Raw genomic sequence first — 24,810 nt, forward strand, 5'->3', positions numbered from 1 at the left:
GCCCGGTATTTGTCTTATTATGTCGGACACTTTGTTTTATGCCATATATATTATTTAACTTCCTATACAAAAAGACCACAGCTTTACCTGTGATCCATTTAGGGTTTTATTCTGTTTTCAAAAAAGCACTAAGATTTCAATGGATTTTTAAAACATGCAGGTAATTCATCTCTCTACTCCCCAATCTACCCGATTAAACTTTTTATTTTTATGCTTAATTTGATCTACTATTTGAAGATAAGTCTGTAACGTTAAATCTGGATCCGGGTCTATACCTTTTTTCTTCGGCACATCAAAATTTGATAAAACAAAATGATGTTTTGCTTCTACCTCATGTCTAGTTAAACAATGCATAGAACAAGCTAACTTACACCCATCAATGGCAATAATCTCTCTTCCCGATTTTGCTGTTCTTACAAGTGATTTCACATCACCTCCTACCCCTGCGATACATGACATTTCTGCGATATTTGCTCTATCCATTTTTATTGCGATTGCATTCGCGGTTTGTGCCGCTGAAGAACAACCAGAACAAGAGTAAACGATCGGAAAATCAGCGTTTTTCATGTTAGTTCCCCCTTTTAAAATTATTTTATAAACCACATTAAATTAATTTTTCAGAAACTTCTGTGTTTTGAATCACAACGATTTCCGACAAAAAGCGGAGGGCCGCATCTTCAGCCAACACATGAATATCTTTTTGATAATAATGCATTCTAATAATGATCAATTCGATAGTTATTGAAGCTATTCTTATCTATTCCTTTAAATGATTGAAGATAAAGGATTTGAGTCCAAGTACCGGGTTTCCTATTAAAAATGTATTCACTATTCAATGGTAAGTCATCTATTTATCGAAATGAATGAAAGCCAATACTATCAAGCTTCATACAGATTGATCTATACATTAAAAAACATGTGTAACCAATGCTTGACAAAGAATATATTCCATTGTATTCTAATTATCAGTATTCCGATTAACTTACTATGTTTTAAAAAAAGGGGTAAATTTACAGATGAAAAAATTATTATCCATACTAACTATTTTTATATTAATGGTTGTTTTAGTCGCGTGTGGAGCTCCAGATGATACACCAGAACAAACAGATGGTTCACAAAATGGAGACTCTAATGTAGAAGAACAAGAAAGTAGTTCAGATGATGCTGACGCTGACACAGACACTTCTTGGACTGACGTTGAAGAAAGAGGCACACTAGTCGTTGGGACATCCGGAACATATTCACCAGTAACCTACCACAATGAAGATAACGAGTTAACTGGTTTTGACGTAGAACTTGTTAGAGAAATTGCTAACTATTTAGATATTGATGTTGAATTTAGAACAATGGATTTCGATGGTATTTTACCTTCCTTACGCAATGGACAAATCGATATGGCGGTAAATGATTTTGCTATAACTGCAGAACGTTTGGAAACATTTGATTTCACGGACACATACAAACATTCCTACGGATCTATTATTGTTCGTACAGAAGATCTCGATTTATTCGAGTCCGCACATGATCTCGAAGGGGTAAATGCAGCACTCGGATCTTTAACAAGCAACTATGCTCGTTTCGCTGAATATATTGATGCAAATACTACTGCTTACGATGGTGGTATGGACTCGATTCTAAGGGATATCATTAACGGGAATCAAGATGCTTATTTAAATGATGTTCTTGTATTAACACGAACGCTAGAAGAATTTGATGATGACCGTCTTTCCGTAGCTACTGATGTTAAATATCATTCAACAGAAAGTGCTATGCCTGTATTAAAAGGAAACCTTGCATTAGTTGAGCGATTAAATGAAGCGATCGAAGCTTTAACAGAAGATGGAACAGTTACACGATTATCAGAAGAATTTTTAGGAGCAGATGTTTCCGAACCTGTTGATGAATCAGAAGTAGTACAATTCGACTTCTAATAATATAAAAGGACAGGTGTCCCTCGAGATAGGGGCACCTATTTTTCTTTTAGGAGGACAGTCTAATGATAGAATGGTTTAACCAAATTCAATGGGAATATTTATATGACCCGGAACTCGCATGGAATTCTGTCCCTGTTTTACTCGAGGGACTAAAAATCACAATGATAATTGCCTTTTTTAGTATGTTTTTTGCACTGATATTAGGTATTTTAATAGGAATAATGAGTATGTCTAAATTATTGTTCTTACGTATGCCAGCAAAAATCTATATTTCCTTTATGCGTGGCACACCGCTTCTTGTATTTCTTTTTATCCTTTATTACGGAATTCCTGTATTGGGAGTTGAATTTAGAAGTCCAATTGTCGCAGCTATTGTTGGGATGAGCATGAATTTTGCTGCATACAATGCAGAAGTTATTCGTTCTGCAATCATGTCTGTACCTCGAGGCCAATGGGAAGCTTCAGCATCTTTGCAAATGGGATATATTCAAACATTAAGGAGAATTATTATTCCACAAGCTACAAGAATTGCACTACCACCAACATTTAATATTTTTATGGACATAATCAAAGGAACTTCACTTGCATCAATAATAACCGTACAAGAACTATTATATTCTTCAAGACTTGTTGCCGGAAGAACCTTTGATAGCATGACCATGTATATTACCGCAGCAATTATTTATTGGATTGTATGTATTATTCTCGGTTATTTCCAAGACCGACTTGAAAAAAGATATAATCGCTATTTAAGTGTGAGATGAACGGAGTGAATAAATTTGATCAAAGTTGAGGCTTTAAAGAAACAATTTGATGATCTTACCGTATTAGAATCGATTGACTTTTCCGTGAAAAAGGGGGAGGTTGTTTGTCTGATCGGTCCTTCTGGATCAGGTAAAACAACATTACTTCGTTGTCTTAACTTACTAGAAATCCCCAATAACGGAACAATATCTATCAGTAATAAGACTGTAGTTTTTGATAAGAAAGCACCAACAAAAAAAGAGATGTTAGCATTAAGAAGTTTTTCCGGAATGGTTTTTCAAGGCTTTCACCTATTTCCTCACAAAACAGTTATAGAAAATATTATTGAAGCACCTCTAACCGTTAAAAAGAAGAAGAAATTAGAATTAATTAATGAAGGAGAACAGCTACTAGAAAAAGTTGGGATGTTCGAACATCGTAATAAGTATCCTGATGCTTTATCAGGGGGACAACAGCAAAGAGCAGCTATTGCTCGGGCGTTGATGATGGAACCAGAAGTGATGTTGTTTGATGAACCAACTTCCGCTTTAGACCCACAACTAGTTCGCGAGGTATTAAAGGTAATTGAAAAACTTGCAAAAGAAGGACAAACGATGGTCATCGTTACACATGAAATGAACTTTGCCCGACGCATTGCAGACCGAGTTTTGTTTATGGATAATGGGTATATTATAGAAGAAGGCCCAGCGAATGAGGTATTAGAGCAACCTAAAGAAAAACGAACTAAACAATTTTTACAATTACTTGATGATACCGAATAACGTGAGACTTCAATCAGTGAAGGGGGGGTTGGTTCCCCTCTTCCATTGATTGTTAGTGCTAAAGGATGACCTAAAGGTACTTGAAGCCTTTGGGTGCTAGTATCCGTTATTACTGAAGTGGAAAGTATAATTAAAGCCATCAATTACTAGTAATGTCTATTGCGTTCTTATATCTCTCTCCCACCAAATATTAACTTCCATAATAACATGTAAGACTTATAATAATAGAAAGAGAGTCCAAATTATTTTACTTGAAAACATTTAAAATCTAAGGGATTTAATGTAATTTCAGTTTTACTTGAAAATACGCTAGTTTCTCTCCCAAAAAGTTCAGTAGCTTGTTTACCAGCTAATAGAGAGAGATCAATTGTTTGAAACTCCTCGCTATTATTCAGAACAAAGATTAAATGACCTTTTTCATTTTTCTTTTCATAAACAACAGTATTCAAAAGTTGATCAATTTGTAAAAATTTAAAACGAGCATCATTTCCAAAAGCAGGGATTTCCTTACGCATTTGAATCAATTGTTTAACAAATGCAAATAAATCACCATTTTGTTTTGCTTGATCCCACTCCATACAAGCTCGGCACTCTGGATCATTACCACCCCGCATTCCAATCTCATCACCATAATATAGGCAAGGCGTACCAACGAATGATAACTGGAATAGATAGAGCAATCGAATGCGATCGATTTTGTTATCAGCCAATGTCATGATCCGAGCAGTGTCATGACTATCTAATATATTAAAAGCGTACTCATTCACATTATCAGGATACATATGCAATACTTGTGTAATGTAATCTGTGAATTCGAACACATTTATCGTTCTCTTTGCAAAAAAATTAATGGAGGCATATGCAAATGGATAATTCATCACTGCATCAAATTGCTCCCCTTGTAACCACGGCATCGAATCATGCCATATTTCACCTAAAATATAGGCTTCAGGTTTAATCGATTTTACCACTAGACGGAATTCTCGCCAAAAAGCGTGGTCTACTTCGTTTGCTACATCTAATCGCCATCCATCAATATCAAACGCTTCAACCCAATATCGCGCAACTTTAAGTAAATACGATTTCACTTCAATATTTCCTGTATTTAATTTTGGCATTGTTGAGACAAAACCAAATGTAGCATAGTTAGGAATCGGGGTAAATCGAATCGGGAATTCACCTACATAAAACCATTCTTTATACTTTGATTCTTCACCATTTGTTAACAGATCTTGAAAAGGTTCAAAATAATAGCCACAGTGATTAAAAACAGCATCCAGTATGACACGCATTCCCCGGTTATGACAAGCTTCTATTAACTTGCGAAATGTTTGTTCATCACCAAATTGTGGGTCTATTTTCATATAATCAATGGTGTCATATTTATGATTAGAATGTGCTTTGAAAATAGGACATAAATATATACCCGTAATTCCAAGCGTTTCAAGGTAATCGAGCTGATTTATTATGCCCTGAAAGTCTCCACCAAACATATTTTCAGGAGTAGGTGGAGCACTCCCCCATGCTAACGTATTCAACGGATTTAAATTCGCATCACCATTAGCAAAACGTTCTGGGAAAATCTGATACCAAACCGTATCTTTTACCCATCTTGGAGCTGTAAACGTATCAATAGTGTGGAGATATGGAAAAGAGAAATAAGCATTAAGATCAGTAGGGAGGGCACTGTAAAAACCACGTTCCACATAAAAAGTAACTTGACCGTCTTGATCGGTTAAACGAAAACCGTAACGAAGCCTCCGATATTTAGGTTTAACAGTACATTTCCAATAATCAAACATGGTCGTTCTACCTGACTTTTCCATCGCAAGTATATGATAATTCCACCTTTTATCAACCGTTTCATTGGGATCACCATAAATCAGCTCGACTTGATCCATATCTCCCTGTTTCGTTTGAATCATAAGATGCAATGTCTCCTGATCATAGCTGTAAGCATACTGATTTGAAGGTCTATGATATATCGCTTCTTTTAACACAGTAGTCACCCTCTTTAGCATTGTTATTTAATCATGAAATATCAAGCATAATTTCTTTATCTGTTTGAATATATGGTGAAACCTTATTGGCATTTATGGTAGTCAAATAACGCTCTCCTTCAAGAAAATCACCATGTAATACAATCTTCCAAGATGATTCCCATGCTGCTTTATAGCTTCCCTTCTTCACTGTTATTACTTCTATTTTCAGATTGATATGATCTACTGTAATATTAATGGAGTAATTCGAGAAATCATTATTTTGATACTCGTAACTTTCTCCGTCGTCATCATAACTATCATAAGATAAGCTCGTCACTTCTTTATTTGGTAGATAAAAGTGAACCTGCATGTCTTGCTCAATCGTTTTACTATGCTGTTTGACACTTCCCTGAGCGATTGCATAGCCGGCTCTGATGTAGATAGGTAGAGTAGTTAAATCTGCTTGAACCAGATGATACTGTCCACCCTCAAAACGTTTTCCAGTCCAATAATCAACCCATTCTCCGTGTGGGAAATAAACAGACCGATGCGTTGTATCGGGCATCATAATTGGTGCAATCATCGTTGCCTCTCCCACCATAAATTGATCGGCACAGTTATATGTTTCTTTATCTAAAGGAAACTCCAACACCAATGGCCTCATAACCGGCAATCCCAAATTGCTTGCTTCTTTAAACCACTTATATAACTCAGGCATCCATTGATACCGAAGTTGAATATATTTTTTGACGATCGCCTCTATCTCTTCTCCAAACATCCATGGTTCTTGACGTATGGTATCTATGCTACTGTGATTGCGGAAATAAGGGATAAACGCACCGACTTGCGTCCAACGTGCTAACAATTGACCGCTGGTATCATGAGCAAACCCACCTACGTCAGCACCAGAAAACGCAACACCTGACAAGCCTAGATTCAAACACATCGGTAGAGAAAGCTGTAAATGTTCCCAGAAGCTCCGATTATCCCCAGTCCATACGGCAGCATATCTTTGAATACCAGCATAACCTGACCGCGTTAAAACAAAGGTACGTCTCCCGTTTAATTGATCTTTCATCCCTTCAAACGTTGCTTTACACATTAAAAAACCATAAATGTTATGTACATCTTCATGAGCTATGAAACGATCCGTATCTGTCTTGTGCATAACTTGCACATCCATTGTTAATGTATCATTAAATACTGCTGGTTCATTCATGTCATTCCAAATTCCTTCAATACCCAAATTTATATAGAACTTATGAAGATCTCCCCACCATCTTCGCACTCTATCATTCAGGAAATCCGGGAATGCGCTCTGCCCAGGCCAAACTTCACCGTAGTAAATACGACCGTCCAAGTATTGACTAAACAATCCTTCTTTAACTCCAGCTTGATAAAGTTCATATTTGGCATCTACTTTTACACCTGGATCTACAATGGGAATAACATGAACCCCTTTTTTCTTCAAATTCATGATAAATTCAAATGGTTTATTAAAAGAATCTTCATCAAAAGTAAACACGCGATACCCATTCATATAATGAATATCGAGACAAATTGCATCAAGGGGAATATTTTTCTCTTGAAATGCATCAACAACGTCCATTGCTTCTTTTTCAGTCTCATAACTATATCGAGATTGGTGATAACCAATCGCCCATTTAGGTGGAAGTTCCATTCGTCCCGTTAACCATGTATACTGCTTAACCACATCTTTTAACGTTGGACCTTCGAAGAAAAAATATTCTAGCACGCCATTCTCCGTCATAAATTGATAAGTACCCTGATCTGTTCGGAGATCAATATGAGTCTTTCCAGAATTATCAAGAAAAAGACCGTAAGCTGTTTTTCCTCGATGAGAAATAAAGAATGGGATGGATTGATATAGGGCATCTGTTTCTGGATTATGCGGTGCATATACATCTGTATTCCACATTGTGTAGCTAGCACCCTTTTTATCAAGAAAACCCGTTTTTTCACCAAGACCATAATAACGTTCATTATCATTAGCTGATTTTACGCTCATCAACCTACCATTATGCGTATAAGAAAGCCCTTGTTCACTTTCTCCAAGCAGCAACTCGCCTTCTGAACTGAATATGTTCATTCTAAATGGATTCTTAGTTCCACTAATATTCATGCCATTATTGACTGAGATCAGTTTCCATATTTCATCGTCCTCTTCTACCAACCAATCATTAGCTCGGTGTTTTCTTATAACAGCTTGAGTTACATGCTTTTTCTCCATTCCTTTTTTGAAATAACGGAAGTTCAGGACAGCTTCTGCATAGAAACGGACTTCAACATTTCCACCCTCACATTCGATCAACACCATATCTTTATCAACATTAATCATTTCCAATCTACCAATATCATTAAATACCATCTCGCTCTTACTAGCTTTTTTTTCTGGATGAATCTCATTACTTGATTGATTCATTAAAAAATCCCCCACCTTAATTCAAATTTGAATCCCCTCCTACTAAGAGGAATATCTATGTTTAGTAACGCTTTTAGTAAATTGATGAAAAGACTGCCATGTTGGTATCGACAGCCTTTTTAAAAGAGTAAATTACCATTTTTGTTTAACGGTAAACAACGAAAAAATTAGTGAAGTAATGAACTTCTAAAATTCTACTCCTGATCAAGATCTCGGCAAATTTATTAAGTTATTTTCACCACTTTCTAAATGGGACACTAGATTAATAATAGTAAAAAGAATGCTTTCAGGTCATTGTCGAGCTATTTCAATCTGTTGATTAATTTTTTCTACAGCTTCATTTAAAACCGATTCAGGATCTTCTCCCTGAGAAATAAATTGCAGTGCATCTGCCATAGGTTCCCATACTTGATCCATTTCAGGAACATTCGGCATTACTGTTGCAAACTCTATTTGATCTAATACCGGTTGCATTTTTTCGTCCTTAACTTCTGCCTTTAGATTAGCTGGAAGTTCATTAGCAATCTGATAATAAAGGGAACCACTTTCAGCATTCGTTATATAGAGAGCTAATTCAGTTGCCCAATATATATTTTCTGAATAATAATTAACTAACCAACCTTTATTACCAGAAAATGATGAAATCGGATCACTCTCCCAGGCTGGTAAAGTACTAATTCCTAAATCATCACCTAATGCTTCCTCATAACTTGGAATAGCCCAAGGACCATTAACAGCCATCGCAGCATCACCTGCTATAAATAGGTCGTTCATAATATCAAAAGTCATACCTACAGGAATTAGTTCTTCCTTGAACCACGATTGAATAAGTTCTCCACCACTTATCGCCCCTTCTGAATTAAGGCCAACTGCATTTACATCGAATTCTCCTGGTTTTGTTTCTTCAAACACGTATCCTCCAGAAGCTGTCAAAAAAGGATAGACAAAATAAAAGTTTGACGCATCAATAACAAAACCATATTTTTCTTCATCTTTAAATGTATTTGCTATATCCATCATCTCATTTACGGTTGCTGGTGCTTCGTCTATTAAAGATTTATTGTAAAATAATACATATGTTTCCACTACTGCAGGAATTCCATATTGTTCGCCATTATAACTAAAAGAATTTACAACGTCTTCATTATAATTTTCAAGTCTTTCTTTCTGATTTTCTGTTAGTTCCAACTCTGCAGCAAGTCCTTGATTGTAAATATTACCCACTTGATCATGAGCACTATAAAATAAATCAGGTCCTAAACCACTTGGCCCATCTAAGGAAATACCTTCAAGTTGATCACCTTGCCCATAAGGAACGAGTTCAACTTCAATCCCGAATTCTTCTGTGAATTTTTCCGTAATCTTTTCATAAGCATTTAACTGAGCTTCTTCATGGTGTACCCACATTGTCAATTGACTTGGTTTTTCTGGTTCACCGCTTTGATCTACCTGTTCATCTTGTAATAACTCATTCTCTGTTTTAATCACTTCATCATTCCCACATGCACTCAAAAGAAAAACGAATGTCAAACATAAAATAATCATACTTTTCTGCTTCAATGTACTCTCCTCCTTTGTATGTAAACGCTTTAATTAAACGTTTAATCACATACTATCACCATTTTAAAAGGTTGTAAATAGTAAATAATTAAAAAAAAAGCTATTTTTGATTAAACGTTTCATCGATTGTGTCATTGACTTATAATGATAATATGTTATTATCAACAAAACAATTTCTCATACAGAACCGATGTACTGATAAGCTTACATACATAAATAGATTAGTAGGGGGGACAAAAACGGATAGGATAGTCACATTGGAATACTTTACTAGACTAAATAATTCCTTCCGATATAAACATGAAAAAAAACATAACCATACATGATGTTGCAAAACATGCAAATGTCTCAATAGCAACCGTATCCAATGTAATAAATGGCACAGGTAGAGTTTCTCAAAACACTTTAAATATTGTGAATAACTCTATTGATAAACTTGGCTATTATCCTAATATTTCTGCACGAACGATGAAGAAAAAAAGTAGCAATCTTATAAGTGTAATCGTTCCTTTTCAAAACGAGAAAGGAAACTTGCATGACAATCCATTTTATTGGAACTTGGTATCAGGAATAGAAAAAGTTTCACGAAAAAATAAGTTCCAAGTCGTTTTAACTGGGGTTACTGGTGATAATGATTTAAGTCTAAACTTTATTAAAGAACGAAATATAGACGGAGTCGTTATAATAGGGGCATCACATAATGCAACTTTAGTTAAGGAAACAAAATCATTAGCGATCCCCAGCGTATTTGTTGATAGTTACTTAATGGATGAGGAAGTATATCAAGTGTTTCTTGATGATGAGCAAGGAGGATATAAGGGGATAAAGTTTTTACTTGATCAAGGTCACAAACACATTGCCCTAATCGGAGGAAATAAAGAAATTAACGGCGTAATGAAAGAGCGATTTGAAGGTGCAAAGAAAGCTTTTGCACAGACTGACATCACTATTGATGAATCGATTTACATAGACGTACCTGTTTCAATGGAGGGGGGATATGACGCTGGAGAGATCATTATAAACCATCCTAAAATAACAGCAATATTCTGTTTTTCAGACGTGTTAGCCATTGGACTAATGAAATATTTATCCGAAAAAAAGAAAAGAATCCCTGATGACTACGCCTTGATCGGATTCGATAATATCTCTGCTTCACAGTATACCACTCCTCCTCTTACAACGATTTCACAGAATACCGTCCATAAGGGCGAGGTTACTGCCAATCTTTTAATTGACCAAATTATGAATAATAATGATATAAAGCAAAAGAAAATTATCCTACCAATTTCACTAATCGAAAGAGAAAGCACTTCTTATTTATAACTAACTATGCGCTCACTGTTACTTAATCACCAAAGCAGTCTGGTTGTGAAGTATTGTGAGTATTAAGAAGCTAGCGTTTCTTGCTCTCTTTAAAACACCTTTAATTTTCATGTTAATTGGAAGTAGTAATCTTACGGACGATTGCCCTGAAATAAATCTGCATTTACTTATAAATGGTTAGGCTAGAACAAAAGCACAGAGCGCCGATTAAAAACGTAGCAACTGGAACGAATCAATGGAGGTAAAGGAATCACGGTAAGCTTGCGAACCGATGATGACTTATCGCAGATTGCTTCGTGAAGTTGCCTAGTTTTTGGCGCCCGAAGCTCGATGAGGCTATATCCTGTTCGGAAAAGTTATCCCCAGCAAACGAATTTTAAAATTTCCTAGACAAATAAAAAGGTTCTTTACTTCCCACTTCGAAGTAAAGAACCTTTTATTGAATAACTTAACACACACTCTCGACAAAATAAGTCAAATTTCGGGTGGTGACAGGCACCGGTTAGTTTATGTCTAATATGATTATGTTTACTGAGTTGGCTGGTAATGTTACGACTGTTTGATTGTTTGTTAACTGAATAGACGTTTCAGATGGTGTTACTTTCTCATCGTTTTTCTTATTTACGTTTGGGGTATTCAGAAACTCCGTATCTCCAGTAACGGTGATCATTTTTGCTTCTGTTTCTAACCTAACGTCATTCATTACGATCTCTGTCTTCTTATCAAATGGATCTGCATTGACTAATTTCACATAAATGTGTTGATCATCTTTTGTAACAGAATGGAAAATTTCATTATTATACGCTTTTAGTTTGTAGTTTAATACTTTGCTGGTAAATGTACCGTCTGTATAAGAACAGATCAGATTGTCTCCATTTTCTCCACCATAATTAACAGAAATCGTATACGGTGTTCCTTCTGTTATTTCTTCATAACAACTTGCTCTTAAGTTACCTGCAGCTGTACTAGATGAATAATCCCCTAACTTATAAGCTTCAATTCCTTGTTTATAGACTTTCACACCTGTTGCATTACCATCATAGCCAATTGCATATTCAATGACATCTTTCTTATCTGGTGAGATATCTGTCAGTCCAACACCTAGGTAAAATCCATCTGTTCCAGTTACTTTTGTTGCTTCTAATCTCACGTTGTAATTACACCATTCCTCATTTAGGATATACAAACCGTTCAAGCCACCATCTTGAGCCTGTAATGTCAAACCTTTTTCTGGATCAAGTTTATATCCAATTGAGCCAGGAATCGTTTCCCAAGCTGAATTCAATTCTTTTGTAAAGTCCTGTTCAAATAATGTATCACCAGTAACGTTATCCAAAACTTTTACTTGTTTGACATTAATTTTAGCATTTCCAGTTGCTATTTCAATACCACCATGTGGTTTAAGTTCTTTTAATTGACCATTCTGATAAGATGCAAAAGATGTTGTTAATAACTTATCCCCTAGATATTTGGCAAACAAATGCTGCACGTAATAATTTGGCGTATACCAAACCGTTTCATCATCAAACCAAATCATATCGGGCGTCCATCGATAAGTACCATCTGTTAATACTTTATTAAACAATGGTGCATAAGCGATTAATCGGACAACATCGGCATTGTTTTCATATCCGGTCATGATTGCCCCTTCTGCAATTGCACCAGCTAATGTATTTTTATCAGTAGAAGCAAATTCACCAACAAAAACCTTGGAAGTTTCTGTTTCATCCAATCTACCATCCGCTTGATAGGCACGATAATAATAGTTATATCGATCAACGTTGTTTAATAGGTACTCATTGGAACGATAATAGTGCTCATCTGCAATGGTATCCATATAATTCGATTGTTCTTCATACCAAGAAACCGTTTCTTCTGTCACTTCTTTTCCATCTGTAAATGCTACCGTTGCGGTACCGGTTGTGTTTCCACTTAGGAATTTCCACCCTTGTTGATAGGCATCATCATCCGCTTGTGCACCAACTGTTGAAATAATATGAAGTTCATAACCAGGGTAAGTATTTTCCATGTAAGTATCAATCGATGTTTTGAAGTATTCAAAGTTTGCGAAAAACTCTGTACCCCAGTTTTCATTACCTATCCCTAAATAATGCAAGTCGAATGGTGCTTCATGGCCCATCTCTTTACGTAGAGACGCCCATTCATTCTTTTCAAAATCGGTATTGATTGCAAAATCAATCAAGTCGGTAAAACTTTTCACATAATAATCTCTTAACTTTCCACCAGCAGGATGGACATAATCTGATCGCGCTTGACAAAGCACACCACATGCCATGACAGGAAGTGGAGTTGCATCTAAGTCCTCTGCTAATTGGAAGTACTCCATGTACCCTAAGCCCATTGTCATCATGTAACCCCAGACATTAAAGTTCTCTTTACGAAGTTCAATAGCACCTACAGAATCTTTCCATTCGTAAACATTCTCCCAGATATAAGAACCTTCTGAAATACACCCACCAGGGAAACGAAGGAATTTCGGGTGAAGATCCACAAGCGCATTAACTAAGTCTTTGCGCAGGCGGTAGTTTGGATTTCCTTTATAGTTGGAGTGAGCCGTTACAGAACGTGCTTCTTCACTCGCTCCCCAAACATCTTTTGGCATTAACGAAACCATATCAATTGAAACTTCACCAGTAAAACGTAAAGCAAGTTGACCAAGTCCAGAATTAGATGCGGTTAAAGTAAGTGCGGAATCGACACCATATTTCTTCCACGTGTTTCCACCTTCAACAGCCACAACGACTTCATCACTAATCACTTCACCATTTTCATTTTGTAAAGTTACACGAATCGTTCCATCAACTTCTGCTTTTGCCCAAATCGTAAAATCAAATTGTTCACCTTGTTTAATTGAGATTGCACAATGATGATTAGAGTCAGTAAACCCTTTGTTAATAATCGTGCTACCATCAGCTACGGTGATATAATGCGAGTTGACATCTTGATCTGTAACACCAAAAAAGTCATTCAATCCACCTTTATTCTGTACGGTTACCTGATCAACGTCACCAAACCATGCATGAAGTGGTTGGTGATTACGCCCTGTCGAGCACCCACATGCACCAGAATTATGCGAATACGTATCAAATACAAACGATTCAAATGAACGATTTTGCACAAGCTCTGCATAAATACCACCATCAGCAGCATTATTAATATCCTCATAAAAAAGGCCATACATAACATCACTTATATCTAATATTTCATCATCACCATTAATCGTTAAATGATGTGATGGTAGATCTTCTGGAATGATAGTTACATTAAAGGATTTTTTTGCAACAGCAGTTCCTTTCTTTAAAACTGCGGTAAGTGTGACACCTGTAGGCTTATCAATATTTCCAACAACACCGTTGGAAGTTAGTGCTTTTTCATCATTTGATGTCCAAGCAACCTCCACCTTCCCTCCCATAAGTGTCGATGGTAATGCGATATCTTTAGAAATCACTTTGATTGGAAAAGATAAATATTTCTCTTTCGCCAATTCAACAATCTCTTCAGGATTGAGGGATTCACACATTACTTCAATCACCTCATCTTGAGACAATCCTGCTTCGTAAACACGAAAATCAGCTAATGAACCTTCAAAATCCGGATCTACATCATATTGAGATTTACCAATAAAATTTTTGCTATAATTTTCTAGATTAGAAAAAGTGTCAAACCATTGACGCAAACGTTTATATGTCCCACTTGATGTTTGACTTATAGATCCATCAGCAACTAGTTCTCCGTTTACGTAAATAACAGGGCCCGCACTACTTAATGTTCCACCTTCTGTACCAATGACAGACATCGCAACATGCATCCATTCTCCCGAGCTAAATGCTTTGCCACTATCAGCAACAAGATCCTCTTCTAAAAAACACACCCCACGTAAACTACGTGTCATAAATAAATAAGGACCATTGTTGCCTTGTCCAAAATCAAATATTCTTTCCCAAACATCCGAACCTTTTTTTAAATAAACCCATGAACTGATTGTTATCCCCGTTTGATCACTAACGTTTTTCAACAGACCAGCAGGCAGGCTTAAATAAGATGTTCCGCTTGCTCCACCAGTTAGTGTTACTGCTTTTCTACCACCTACTTCTTCAATGATTGGTTTATTTTTACCCTCTGGTGTTGCATCATTGTTATTGCCTGAACGATCGTTACCAATGTTATCCCCTTCATCAAAGGCATAGTGAGCGATCAGTTGATCCTTAATGGAAGTGCTTTCATATTTCTGTACCATGAATGTTCTCCTTTACTACTAATAATAGTATTAACACATGTTTTTTTCAGAAAATAGATTTTTTCATTTGAGCGACGAAACATGTACTTACAACTATTATAATATTAGACTTAGTTTTTTCCAACTGTTTTCATATGTTTTTCAAAAATAGTTATGAATGCCGTTAATAAAGGATATAAATTCTATAATTTCTTGTCCGAACATATTTTTTTAAAACTCTATAAAAAAGTGAATATATTAATATACAATAGTTATCATATGTTATTTTCCAATGCTCTAGTTAGCGAAATAGACTAAATTACTCACTTTTATTTAACAAACAAAGCTCCTAAAACCAGCTGGATCAATCCAAGCACAAAAAACAAAACATGAAGGAAAATAACCGTGTAGAGTATGTAACACTGAATAACAATCCATACACAGAGGATAAGTCCAAGTAAGATACTTCCATACGCACAGAGTGACTTATCTCTTATGGTCATGATCGCAGCAATGACATTACCTCCCCCCAATATACAAAAAAGAAATAATCCAGGGATGAAAAAGTTTTCAAATGGGCCATTAATCAAAGTATCTGCCGGCATTCCTAGAGGTGCTTCAGGATTAACGAGCGCTCCAAAGCCTCCAAAAACTGCACCTATTCCAATGAATAGATGTAGAGTAATTATTATAGACTTTAATTTCATAACATCCCCTTCTCTCCTAACTATTGAAAAAGTGACGATCATTCGACAAAAAACGGGCGGTGACAGGCACCCCCCTACATTATTTTCTTTCTTTTCTTCATCTTACTCTCCCTAAGTCGTTGAAATCGACGTGAACAAATACGACTGATTTTTTGACAAAAACCAGGTGGCGATACCCTAACGGGAGCCGCCACCACCTCCGCCAAAGGAACCGCCCCCGCCACCGATACTTGTGCTGCCACCTCCACCACTTGCGGCGCTATATCCACTTTCATAACCTTTGGTAAAGCTTCTTGTATACATGCGCATCAGGTAAATGTCCGTATACGTAATTTGTGTATTGTTTATATACTGAGGGTGGAATTTTTCTAACTGTTTAGAAACCTGATCAGCCAAACCATAAAGGCTAGCCCAAATTAATAAATCCTCCCACATTACAACTTCTTTTACTTCTCGCTCATTAAGTAATGAAAAATCATCTAAATAGTTCTCGAATTGAATCAAGTTGTTGAACAATTCTTCCCCCTTTGGTGTGCTTTTTATGATGGTGGTTGGAAATATATTCATTATATCTACTCTTTTTTCAATCAAATAATCTTGATCAAACAGTCTCTCTTTTGATTGAGAATCTAGCTCTAATTTAATGTCCGTAATCTTTTTATAATTAATTTCTGTCCAATTTTTCAACTTTTTCTCATAAAGTTTTCCATCTGAATCTGCTGCAGAGGTAATCACATTCCAAAACTTCTTCTCTAATGAAGGAGCATCATAATTTAGTTCACCACGATTAACTTGAATAGTTGAGGATTTTTTATTTAATTTTCTTCCTGTACTTTTTGTTGTATAAGTGATCCGTTGTTCTTTTAGCCATTTCAACATGAAGGCACTAAAATAGTCCTCAACTTCCCCTTTGCCAACCCTTTGAAGTAAATAAGCAACATCGGTAATTGACGCATACTTGTAGGGAACTTCTCGATAGTATTTCCCCTCATTCATTAGTCTTCTTTTCTTCCCAGTAACAAGTGGGTTTTCCCTTTGAATAGCCCGGTGCCTTAATGACGTATAAATGCTTGTAAACAAAACAATGATGAAAATAAATATTCCGATCACCACAAATAATACCGTATCGCTTGGATCGTTGTGAGGGTCATTGTAGGAACTGCCATCCTTCGCGTCTTCTTCCTGCTCACTTAGTGTCCGCTCCAAACTTAGGGTAGGCTGAAATGGATTGTCTAAAAACTGCATCAGTATCGTAATGTGATTGCGATCACTCAATTCTGTGTTAGACCAACCTACTAAGTCACCATTTTCCAGATGAATTTCTCCAGCAAATCCAAATCCCCATATTTTAGTATATTCTTGCGTGAAAGGATGAGAACCAGTGATGGTTATTGTAACTTCCTCAGGATTAATATTGTTTCTTCCATCAAAAAAACGCCAATTCATCCCCTGGCCATCTTCAAGTTGTCTCACCATACCGCTAATTGTATAACTGACCGTGTACTCATGCTCTCCATACTCACCAATACCCCAACTTAATTCTTGGCCATTATTCGTTTCAACAATCCCGTATTTCCCTGCTTTTTCTTCCCTACTTGCATCAATATCCCAGTTTGGCTCGAATGATAGTGGCTCTCCAAAGTCACTAACATGAAAATTCGTCACTTCGGAACCACCTAGATTTTCCATCACAATATAAATTTCAGTGTCCTCCGTTAAATACATATGACGTGTTTCCGTGATCACCCCGGAACCATCTTCTTGAAGCTCAATGTGATAGTCAAGTAATGACATAGAATTCGCATAGACCGCGGTTCCACAAAAAGCCGCACTTAATGCAAATAAAACAAATAAAGCAAACAAAAACTTTGGTGCATTTTTTCGCATATCCATCAACTCCAACTTGGCATATCTGTTTTGTTTGAAGAATTTTCAAAATAAGTTTCCGTCGTAAAATGAAACAGATTTGCAATAATATTAGATGGTACTGTTTGAATGATACGATTATATTTTGTCACCGTATCATTGAAAATCATCCGAGATTGACGAACCTGTTGTTCGTATTTATCTACATTTTTTAATGTATCTTGATACACTTGACTTGCTTTTAATTCTGGATAACTTTCAGCCACCGCAAACAACTTGCCCATCGCTTGATTGAACAAGCGATCATCTTCATTCACGTCAGATACTGCTGCACCTTGCCCAAGTGTAGATCGTTGCTCTGTAATATCAGCAAGTGTCTTCGCTTCATATTCCGCATACTGTTTTGTTCCCTCAATCATATTTTTCAATGCGTCCCAACGTGACTCTACTTGGGTTGATATTTGTCCCATAGCATTCCTTACTAACTCTCGTGCTCGGATGAGATTGTTATAAGTAGAAATAACCCAACCAATCAATAAAACAATAATTACAATAGTACCGATAAGATAATAAATCATACAAATACACTCCTTTTTATCAATCTATTATTATTATAACGAAAATATGGCTTGTTAAATATAAAAATAGGTATAAGTTACCATTGGTTTTCGTTTTACTTATCTAAAATTTGAAATATCTTACACCGATAATCTTTTTCATTCGACAAAAAACGGGCGGTGACAGGCACCGCTAAGAACAAACTTTGTTTCGGCCACTATTTTTTGCTCGATACAGTGCTGCATCAGCGTTATGATAAAGGTCGTCGATTTGTTGTGTATGCTCTGGGTATGTTGCTACACCAATCGAAACCGTAATGCTAATATTTTGTTCACCGTTGTTTATAGAGAACAAATGTGATTCGCAATTTTCTCTGATTTTTTCAGCAATTTTCATTACAAGTGAATGAGAAGCACCAATCATTAATACAGTAAACTCCTCTCCTCCGTTACGAGAAACCACGTCAACTAACCGTGTGCTATCTTTAATAATTAAAGCTACATTTTTTAGTATGACATCACCTTCTGCATGTCCATATGTATCATTCACTTTTTTAAAAAGATCAATGTCAACTACTAGCATAGATAGTGTAGTTTGTCTTTTTTGAATGGATAGTCTTGCTTCATTAAACTTTCGATCAAAACTTCTCACATTATTCAGGCCTGTTAAAGGATCAACATATGCCTTAATTTTATATTCCTTGAATAACTGATTGGAATGCACTAAATAACCATTCATGTATGTAGACATTAAACCCGCTACAATAATAACAAACCAATATCCCACATTAAATAGAACATATGTAGAAAACTCTGTGAATAATGGATAAGTAACCATAGAGAATACTACATTACTAAGCACTAGCATAACGACTATCCGTTTCCAGTTATTCTTGAATTTCTTAGCAAAATATAAAAATATGACTGCAGAACCACTAATCAAAAATAAACTTGCAAGCGAGGAAGCATTTATCCCCAACATAAAACGATAAATGGTAATCATTGCGCCGGTAATAATTGTAGACAACAAACCACCGTGAATCGTGACGAGCATCAATGGAATAACACGCAGGTCAATTAATGTATCAGCAGTAGCCTCAATCGCGAAATACATAAGCACAATTCCTAGTATTCCACCAGAAAAACCTAGAATAACCATTCCTTTTCTCTTATCTTTTGTTGTTAAAAAATCATCAGGTGGTCTTTGGAAGAGTTGGTGATATAAAAAAATAAATGATATCAAGACGGTAAGGTTTAAGAAGAATTCTTCAAAAAAAATAATCACTGTATAAGTACAGTCCTTTCAAAACTAAAAGTTGGATACGAGGATAAAACATTATTCTTATTTTAATATAACAAGTTAGGAATTACTATACTTTATTCGACAACAAACGAGATTATTTGACGGATTTTAGTAGAAATTCTTTTCAAAAAAACAAAATAGTATCGTAATAATATTTTTCTATGTTAACAATTTTTTGATGCAAACGATTCAAGGAGGCTCTCATTATGTCGTATCTGTGTATTTCTTCAATTACTAAAAGTAGACTTTTGATTTTGATTGCACCGAATTTCCCCAAAAACATTCTCAACATTATTGTACCCTTAAAAGAGTTAAATTTAAGTAAATTTTTACTTCACTTTTTTACTAAATCATGATATTGTATTGGTAAATAAATTACTCGTTCAAAAAGATATCTGTTTTTTTGAAAGCGCTAACAATATCTCTTGTTTTCAATTTTTCTCAATCTGCGCCAACGATAAAAGTGTTTGACGAGAGCTTCAAATCAACCATCCATTTAGAGCTCGCACTTATCCTATTGGAATTATTAAGAACTTCTATAGATTAAATTTCTTAACAATGATTAATCTCTGGTATTGCGGGTGAACATTTTCCCTGTAGTATAAATGAAATTCCATTAAAAGAAATGGGGGAAGAAAATGATAAGAAGATCATGGTTTTTCATCTTGTCGGCTTTTATATTGGTATTGCTGCTGATATCGGGTTGTGGTAATGAGGATGACGTTTCAAGCAACGAAACCCCTGATGGTAGCACACGTAGTGAAGAGTCAAGTAAGAATAATGATAACTCGGATGAAACAGAACGCCCTGGACTACCTCCAATGACAACTGAAGAAATAACTTTATCTTTCGGATCTTGGTTAAACTATGATTTAAATCTACATTTAGCTGAACAGTTTATGGAACAGTATCCGAACATAACTGTTGAAATCGTGCAAGCCACTGGTGATTTAGGTTGGAATGACTTCTTAATGAACTTAGCTAGCAACGGCGAACTACCAGACGTTTTTTGGTATAACGGAAATCTAGATGTAGCCATAAAAAACATGTGGTTAGGTGACTTTACCGAGTACTTTGAATCAGATCCTGAAACCGATCATTTGTTAGATACATTAGTAGATGTAGGTTATTTTGATGGAGACCGTAAACTTGCTGCAGCAAGTGCACATTTTCCATTCACAATATTTTTAGATGAGAACTTATTTCATGAACAGAATGTAGAAATGCCGTCAGCAGATTGGACATATAATGAAATGTTAGATCTAATTGAAACAATGACCGTTCCAGAATCGGGTATTTTCGGTGTGAACATGGGTACGAACTTAGTAACAATGGCGCCTATTGTTAATGAAGATGCTTATGGCGAGTTTGGTTGGGATGGAGAAAAATTTGACATGACTGGACAATGGGCAGACTCTGTTAACAAACGTGCTGAATTTATCCGACATGGCAACCATGCTCCTTTTGGTGGAACAGATGAAGCACAAGCAGCTTTTGGTGACCGAGATATTTGGGCACCATTAACAGGACGTGTAGCCATTCACTTTGATGCATTTTGGACGATCGAGCAGTTCAAACACGAGTCAGTTACAGATCTTGGTATTCGTTGGGTGCCTTACCCTGTACCACGCGGTGACAATGCAGAAACATTAAATAAACCAGCTTATATTGACCTTGCATCGCTTTCACCTATCACCGAACATCCTCGAGAAGCATATGAATTAATGAAATTCATGGGTTGGGGGCGTGAAGGTTGGAAGCACCGTCTTGAAGCTTTTCGTTCACTAACTTACGAAAATGGGGATCGTGTATTCAATCATCCGGAAGGTGTACCACTATTAAAAGATGAAGACTTATGGGAAGAACTTCGAGCTTTATTACCAGAAGGTCATTATTATGACGAATATTTAGAGCGTATCAAATATCCAATTTCACTTGGTGGTCGTGTTTTACCAGGATTTGACTGGTTCTTAGATGAAGTTTATTTTGGCGGTGAGTATGGTAATGTTGAGGAAGCTATCATTGAAGGCGAAGTAAATGCTTTTGATATTGCTAGCGAGTTGACGGAATTGTTAAACCAATATCACCAAGCTTCTCTGGACGATATTTTCTAGTCAGTCATTCAGTTGAACATTCATCGGTGACGACATTAGAGGCCTTTTTTCATACAAAATTAGTGGAATTCTAGTACCCAAGTAAATGATCAACATTATTTACTTGGGCTATTTTACTGCTGTATTGCAGTAAAAGTTCAATCTGTATTTCCCCTATAATTTATAGTACTAGAAGATGATCTAGGATCTCGTGCGTTAGCTTCCATTACTTCCACTTTAAAAACGTTTCTTGAAGTGGAATTACGGACGGATACTCCGAGATAAAAAAAAATTCTAAGGAGCATTTATTTATGAGTAATGATGAAATCAAGATTCATATCAAAAAAAGATACCAAAAAATTGATGGATTTGGTGCATCAGGCGCCTGGGCATTAGACACTATTGGTGAGACATGGCCAGAGAAGGATAAAAATAAAATTGCTGACTTATTGTTTTCAAAAGACAAGGGGATCGGTTTATCCATGTGGCGTTTTAATATTGGTGCAGGAAGTCAAGATACCGATCAAAATATCATAAAAGATCCCTTACGGCGAGTAGCTTGTTTTAAACAAACAGAACATGAAAATTATGATTGGTCTAAACAAGCTGGGCAACAATGGTTTTTACGAGCGGCTAAACAAAGAGGTGTTGAGACCTTGATAGCTTTTGTAAACAGTCCGCCTGTCTGGATGACCAAAAATGGCCATGGGCAACCAGACCCTTCTGTTGGCAGTACCAATTTAAAACCTGAATACATTGAAAAATTTGCGATATTTCTGACTGATGTACTAGAGTATTTTTCAGATATAGGTCTACCCTTTCACTATATTAGTCCGATTAACGAGCCTACGTGGAGTTGGGATCAAGCAACTCAAGAAGGAAACCGGTACAACATAAATGAGATAAAGTCGGTGCTTAAGGCATTATATAACACGCTTCTTAAGCGGGATTTAGCGATAGAAATTGATGCACCAGAAGCCGTCGAATACCTTTCCATTCTTGATGATGATCTATTTCAATCCTTTACGAAGAGCAGTTATAACTATACAGGAGGAAACGCAAACGGCTCCTATCCTGGAAAGTATCGATCGTACTTATCCGAGATGTTAGGTGATCCTGAAATAGCAGAGATTATCAGTCACAAAGTAAGTGCGCACGCCTATTGGTCTGATCATTATGCTGGTGAAGATCGGTTGGAAAAGTTGCGACAATATGTCCACAAAAATTTAAGACGCTATGGAGAGGAAACAAAACTGTGGATGTCTGAATACTGTATATTAAATGAAAATGGTCCTAAGCGTGATTTAACCATTAACACGGCATTAGAAGTGGCTCGCTTGATTCACTTCGACCTTACCGTTACAGAAGTTACATCATGGCAGTGGTGGTTAGCCGTCTCTCCTTACGATTATAAAGATGGCCTCATCTATATAGACGATGTGACAGCAGGAAAAGAACCTGTTATTCAGCCTAGTAAACTTTTATGGACCCTGGGACATTATAGTCTATTTGTTAGACCAGGCAGTATTAGAGTGGATGTCGAAGCTACTCAAAATCCTCATCACGTTATGACATCTGCTTATTATCATCCTATCTCCCAAACACTAACAATTGTATTGATAAATTTCAGTACAAACTCTCAATACCTATCTATCAATATAGAGGATTGTTCTAGTCGTCAAAATAGCCAACCTGATCAAATGTATGTAACATCGGAAAATGTTTCGTTACACATTCAATCGATTGAAGATCAAAACATATTAATTCCTAGTCGTTCAATTGTGACATTTATTTATTCAGATATTATCCCAACAATTAATTAAAAAAGTTAACATAATGACAGGAGTATCATTTGATATGGAATACAAAAAATAGAAACTTGTTTACTATAGGATAATTTTAGAAAAAAAGATAAACCCGAAAAACCATCCGGTCCTTTAAAAAACAGAGAGAAGCTATATTTTGTAAGGGGCTGACAGTGACAAGATATAGCGTGACACTTTCCAATAAATCAAAGTAAGCAGTGGGGACAATCCCCACTGCTTTTCCCATTTAAAGACAAGAGTCCCGAAGTTTTAATGTCGTTTCAATGTAGACTTTTTTAGCAACGGTGCGTTCTGTTGCTAGCCTTTCCATGATTAAGTCCACTGCTGTTTCCCCCATTAACTCCGTCTCAATTCTTACCGTACTCAAAGCAGGGTAAACATACTTAGACACACTAATATCATCAATACTTATCAGACTTACTCGACTAGGCACTTCGATATTTTGTTCATGCAAAGCCCGTAATGCACCAATAGCAATGGGGTCACTTCCTACATAGAACGCAGTCGGGAGTCTATCTTTTAACGTTTCAATTGCCTTATTCATCATATGATATCCACTATCTGCAGTGAAATCATCAATGAAAATATAATCTTCGTTTAGCAAACCAAGTTTCTCCATATGCTGCCTAAAATACAATTCACGCTTGTCTTGAATTGGTTCGTGAGTGTTATGGAAAGTTTCATAACCACCTAGAAATCCAATTTCCGTATGTTGTTTTTGGATAAAATGATCGATAATTTGCTTCGTTACCTTACGAAAATCAACCCGAACCGAGTCAATACCTTCCGTATCGAAAAAAGGATCAACCACAACAATATTGGTTGTTACTTTTTTGATTTGTTTTAAAACCTGATCATCGATATGTCCAACAATAATGATCCCATCTAGATTTTTCGGTAGTTCTAACTCATCTTTTTTTAAGAATTTGAACAACTGTATGTGATGAAAAGCGGAACGTTCTTCAATTCCAACTCGAATAGCCATGTAATAGACATCATTTAATTCTTCACTTTCAGTTCCCCAGTGAAAGAAAGCAATCCTTTTTGTATCCCTTTGTTTTTGTTTTCTCTTTTTATAATCAAGTTCTTCAGCAATTGCAAAAATTCGTTTTTTTGTATCATCACCAACCGAAAGTGTACTATCGAAATTAAGCACTCTAGAAACCGTCGCGATGGACACGCCTGCTTTTTCTGCAATATCTTTAATCGTTGTTGCCATGTTTGTCACCTCTATTTGAAATCAAACAAGGAAATTTTTTATAATATAAGTTAATTTTACTTGAGTTTTACTTTTAGGTCAATCGAACATAAAGTTAAGCATATAGGAGTACTTCTAGTTAATCTGCCAATAATAATTACAAGTAAAAATATTAGTAAAATTAAAGTTATTTTTACCTTGACTTGGAGATTGTAAGATCTTAAACTGATAGATAAGAAAGCGTTACCAATTATG

General features: G+C 36.1%; 16 protein-coding genes. 6 read left to right on the plus strand and 10 right to left on the minus strand.

Going from position 1 to position 24,810, the window contains the following annotated elements; all coding sequences use genetic code 11:
• Positions 1–165: 165 nt before the first annotated feature.
• A complete protein-coding gene (locus OWO01_RS14495) occupies positions 166–567 on the minus strand; it encodes a putative zinc-binding protein (RefSeq protein WP_268781188.1) in 402 nt (133 codons plus the stop codon).
• Between the two features lie 449 nt (positions 568–1,016).
• Here OWO01_RS14495 and OWO01_RS14500 point away from each other — a divergent pair, with 449 nt between their 5' ends.
• The 3 genes from OWO01_RS14500 (at position 1,017) to OWO01_RS14510 (ending at position 3,460) form a co-directional block, all read left to right on the plus strand.
• Positions 1,017–1,931, plus strand: a complete 915-nt coding sequence (locus tag OWO01_RS14500; protein ID WP_268781189.1) for a transporter substrate-binding domain-containing protein — start codon at positions 1,017–1,019, stop codon at positions 1,929–1,931.
• 65 nt (positions 1,932–1,996) lie between these two features.
• A complete protein-coding gene (locus tag OWO01_RS14505) occupies positions 1,997–2,698 on the plus strand; it encodes an amino acid ABC transporter permease (protein ID WP_268781190.1) in 702 nt (233 codons plus the stop codon).
• A 15-nt stretch (positions 2,699–2,713) separates the two neighbouring features.
• Positions 2,714–3,460: an amino acid ABC transporter ATP-binding protein gene (locus OWO01_RS14510; RefSeq protein ID WP_268781191.1), complete on the plus strand. Its 747-nt coding sequence runs from the start codon at positions 2,714–2,716 to the stop codon at positions 3,458–3,460.
• A gap of 242 nt (positions 3,461–3,702) precedes the next feature.
• Here the strand turns inward: OWO01_RS14510 and OWO01_RS14515 are convergent, their stop codons facing one another.
• The 3 genes from OWO01_RS14515 to OWO01_RS14525 all read right to left on the minus strand — a co-directional run bounded on the left by OWO01_RS14515 (position 3,703) and on the right by OWO01_RS14525 (position 9,445).
• Entirely contained in the window at positions 3,703–5,460 is a 1,758-nt protein-coding gene (locus OWO01_RS14515; RefSeq protein ID WP_268781192.1) for an alpha-glycosidase, read from the minus strand.
• Between the two features lie 31 nt (positions 5,461–5,491).
• Entirely contained in the window at positions 5,492–7,885 is a 2,394-nt protein-coding gene (locus tag OWO01_RS14520) for a glycoside hydrolase family 31 protein (protein WP_268781193.1), read from the minus strand.
• Positions 7,886–8,176: 291 nt separating this feature from the next.
• Complete coding sequence (locus OWO01_RS14525) at positions 8,177–9,445, minus strand: sugar ABC transporter substrate-binding protein (protein ID WP_268781194.1); 1,269 nt, start codon at positions 9,443–9,445, stop codon at positions 8,177–8,179.
• A gap of 300 nt (positions 9,446–9,745) precedes the next feature.
• Between OWO01_RS14525 and OWO01_RS14530 the strand changes: the two genes are divergently transcribed.
• Positions 9,746–10,768, plus strand: a complete 1,023-nt coding sequence (locus OWO01_RS14530; RefSeq protein WP_268781195.1) for a LacI family DNA-binding transcriptional regulator — start codon at positions 9,746–9,748, stop codon at positions 10,766–10,768.
• A 502-nt stretch (positions 10,769–11,270) separates the two neighbouring features.
• On the opposite strand, the gene OWO01_RS14535 is transcribed toward OWO01_RS14530, so the two are convergent.
• The 5 genes from OWO01_RS14535 to OWO01_RS14555 form a co-directional block, all read right to left on the minus strand.
• Positions 11,271–15,026, minus strand: a complete 3,756-nt coding sequence (locus OWO01_RS14535) for an alpha-L-arabinofuranosidase C-terminal domain-containing protein (RefSeq protein ID WP_268781196.1) — start codon at positions 15,024–15,026, stop codon at positions 11,271–11,273.
• 308 nt (positions 15,027–15,334) lie between these two features.
• Positions 15,335–15,712, minus strand: a complete 378-nt coding sequence (locus tag OWO01_RS14540) for a hypothetical protein (RefSeq protein ID WP_268781197.1) — start codon at positions 15,710–15,712, stop codon at positions 15,335–15,337.
• Positions 15,713–15,889: 177 nt separating this feature from the next.
• The gene (locus OWO01_RS14545) at positions 15,890–17,599 is read right to left on the minus strand and encodes a DUF2207 family protein (protein ID WP_268781198.1); all 1,710 of its coding nucleotides are present in this window, start codon (positions 17,597–17,599) and stop codon (positions 15,890–15,892) included.
• A 5-nt stretch (positions 17,600–17,604) separates the two neighbouring features.
• A complete protein-coding gene (locus OWO01_RS14550; protein WP_268781199.1) occupies positions 17,605–18,156 on the minus strand; it encodes a LemA family protein in 552 nt (183 codons plus the stop codon).
• Between the two features lie 172 nt (positions 18,157–18,328).
• Positions 18,329–19,420, minus strand: coding sequence for a diguanylate cyclase (locus tag OWO01_RS14555; protein ID WP_268781200.1), 1,092 nt, complete (start codon positions 19,418–19,420; stop codon positions 18,329–18,331).
• 656 nt (positions 19,421–20,076) lie between these two features.
• Here OWO01_RS14555 and OWO01_RS14560 point away from each other — a divergent pair.
• A complete protein-coding gene (locus tag OWO01_RS14560) occupies positions 20,077–21,552 on the plus strand; it encodes an ABC transporter substrate-binding protein (RefSeq protein WP_268781201.1) in 1,476 nt (491 codons plus the stop codon).
• Between the two features lie 290 nt (positions 21,553–21,842).
• Positions 21,843–23,354, plus strand: coding sequence for a glycoside hydrolase (locus OWO01_RS14565; RefSeq protein WP_268781202.1), 1,512 nt, complete (start codon positions 21,843–21,845; stop codon positions 23,352–23,354).
• Positions 23,355–23,583: 229 nt separating this feature from the next.
• Here the strand turns inward: OWO01_RS14565 and OWO01_RS14570 are convergent, their stop codons facing one another.
• Positions 23,584–24,576 (minus strand): LacI family DNA-binding transcriptional regulator, encoded by a 993-nt coding sequence (locus OWO01_RS14570; RefSeq protein ID WP_268781203.1) that lies wholly within the window; start codon positions 24,574–24,576, stop codon positions 23,584–23,586.
• Between the last annotated feature and the right edge of the window lie 234 nt (positions 24,577–24,810).

Origin of the sequence: Natronobacillus azotifigens, assembly GCF_026805325.1 — a bacterium.
Taxonomy (GTDB): Bacteria; Bacillota; Bacilli; order Bacillales; family Amphibacillaceae; genus Natronobacillus; species Natronobacillus azotifigens.

Excerpts from the sequence above, each read along its gene's own strand:
- OWO01_RS14545 (WP_268781198.1), bottom strand. The coding sequence starts at position 17,599 with ATGCGAAAAAATGCACCAAAGTTTTTGTTTGCTTTATTTGTTTTATTT.
- OWO01_RS14540 (WP_268781197.1), bottom strand. The coding sequence starts at position 15,712 with ATGAAATTAAAGTCTATAATAATTACTCTACATCTATTCATTGGAATA.
- OWO01_RS14520 (WP_268781193.1), bottom strand. The coding sequence starts at position 7,885 with ATGAATCAATCAAGTAATGAGATTCATCCAGAAAAAAAAGCTAGTAAG.
- OWO01_RS14570 (WP_268781203.1), bottom strand. The coding sequence starts at position 24,576 with ATGGCAACAACGATTAAAGATATTGCAGAAAAAGCAGGCGTGTCCATC.
- OWO01_RS14535 (WP_268781196.1), bottom strand. The coding sequence starts at position 15,026 with ATGGTACAGAAATATGAAAGCACTTCCATTAAGGATCAACTGATCGCT.
- OWO01_RS14495 (WP_268781188.1), bottom strand. The coding sequence starts at position 567 with ATGAAAAACGCTGATTTTCCGATCGTTTACTCTTGTTCTGGTTGTTCT.
- OWO01_RS14505 (WP_268781190.1), top strand. The coding sequence starts at position 1,997 with ATGATAGAATGGTTTAACCAAATTCAATGGGAATATTTATATGACCCG.
- OWO01_RS14565 (WP_268781202.1), top strand. The coding sequence starts at position 21,843 with ATGAGTAATGATGAAATCAAGATTCATATCAAAAAAAGATACCAAAAA.
- OWO01_RS14500 (WP_268781189.1), top strand. The coding sequence starts at position 1,017 with ATGAAAAAATTATTATCCATACTAACTATTTTTATATTAATGGTTGTT.
- OWO01_RS14560 (WP_268781201.1), top strand. The coding sequence starts at position 20,077 with ATGATAAGAAGATCATGGTTTTTCATCTTGTCGGCTTTTATATTGGTA.
- OWO01_RS14530 (WP_268781195.1), top strand. The coding sequence starts at position 9,746 with ATGAAAAAAAACATAACCATACATGATGTTGCAAAACATGCAAATGTC.
- OWO01_RS14550 (WP_268781199.1), bottom strand. The coding sequence starts at position 18,156 with ATGATTTATTATCTTATCGGTACTATTGTAATTATTGTTTTATTGATT.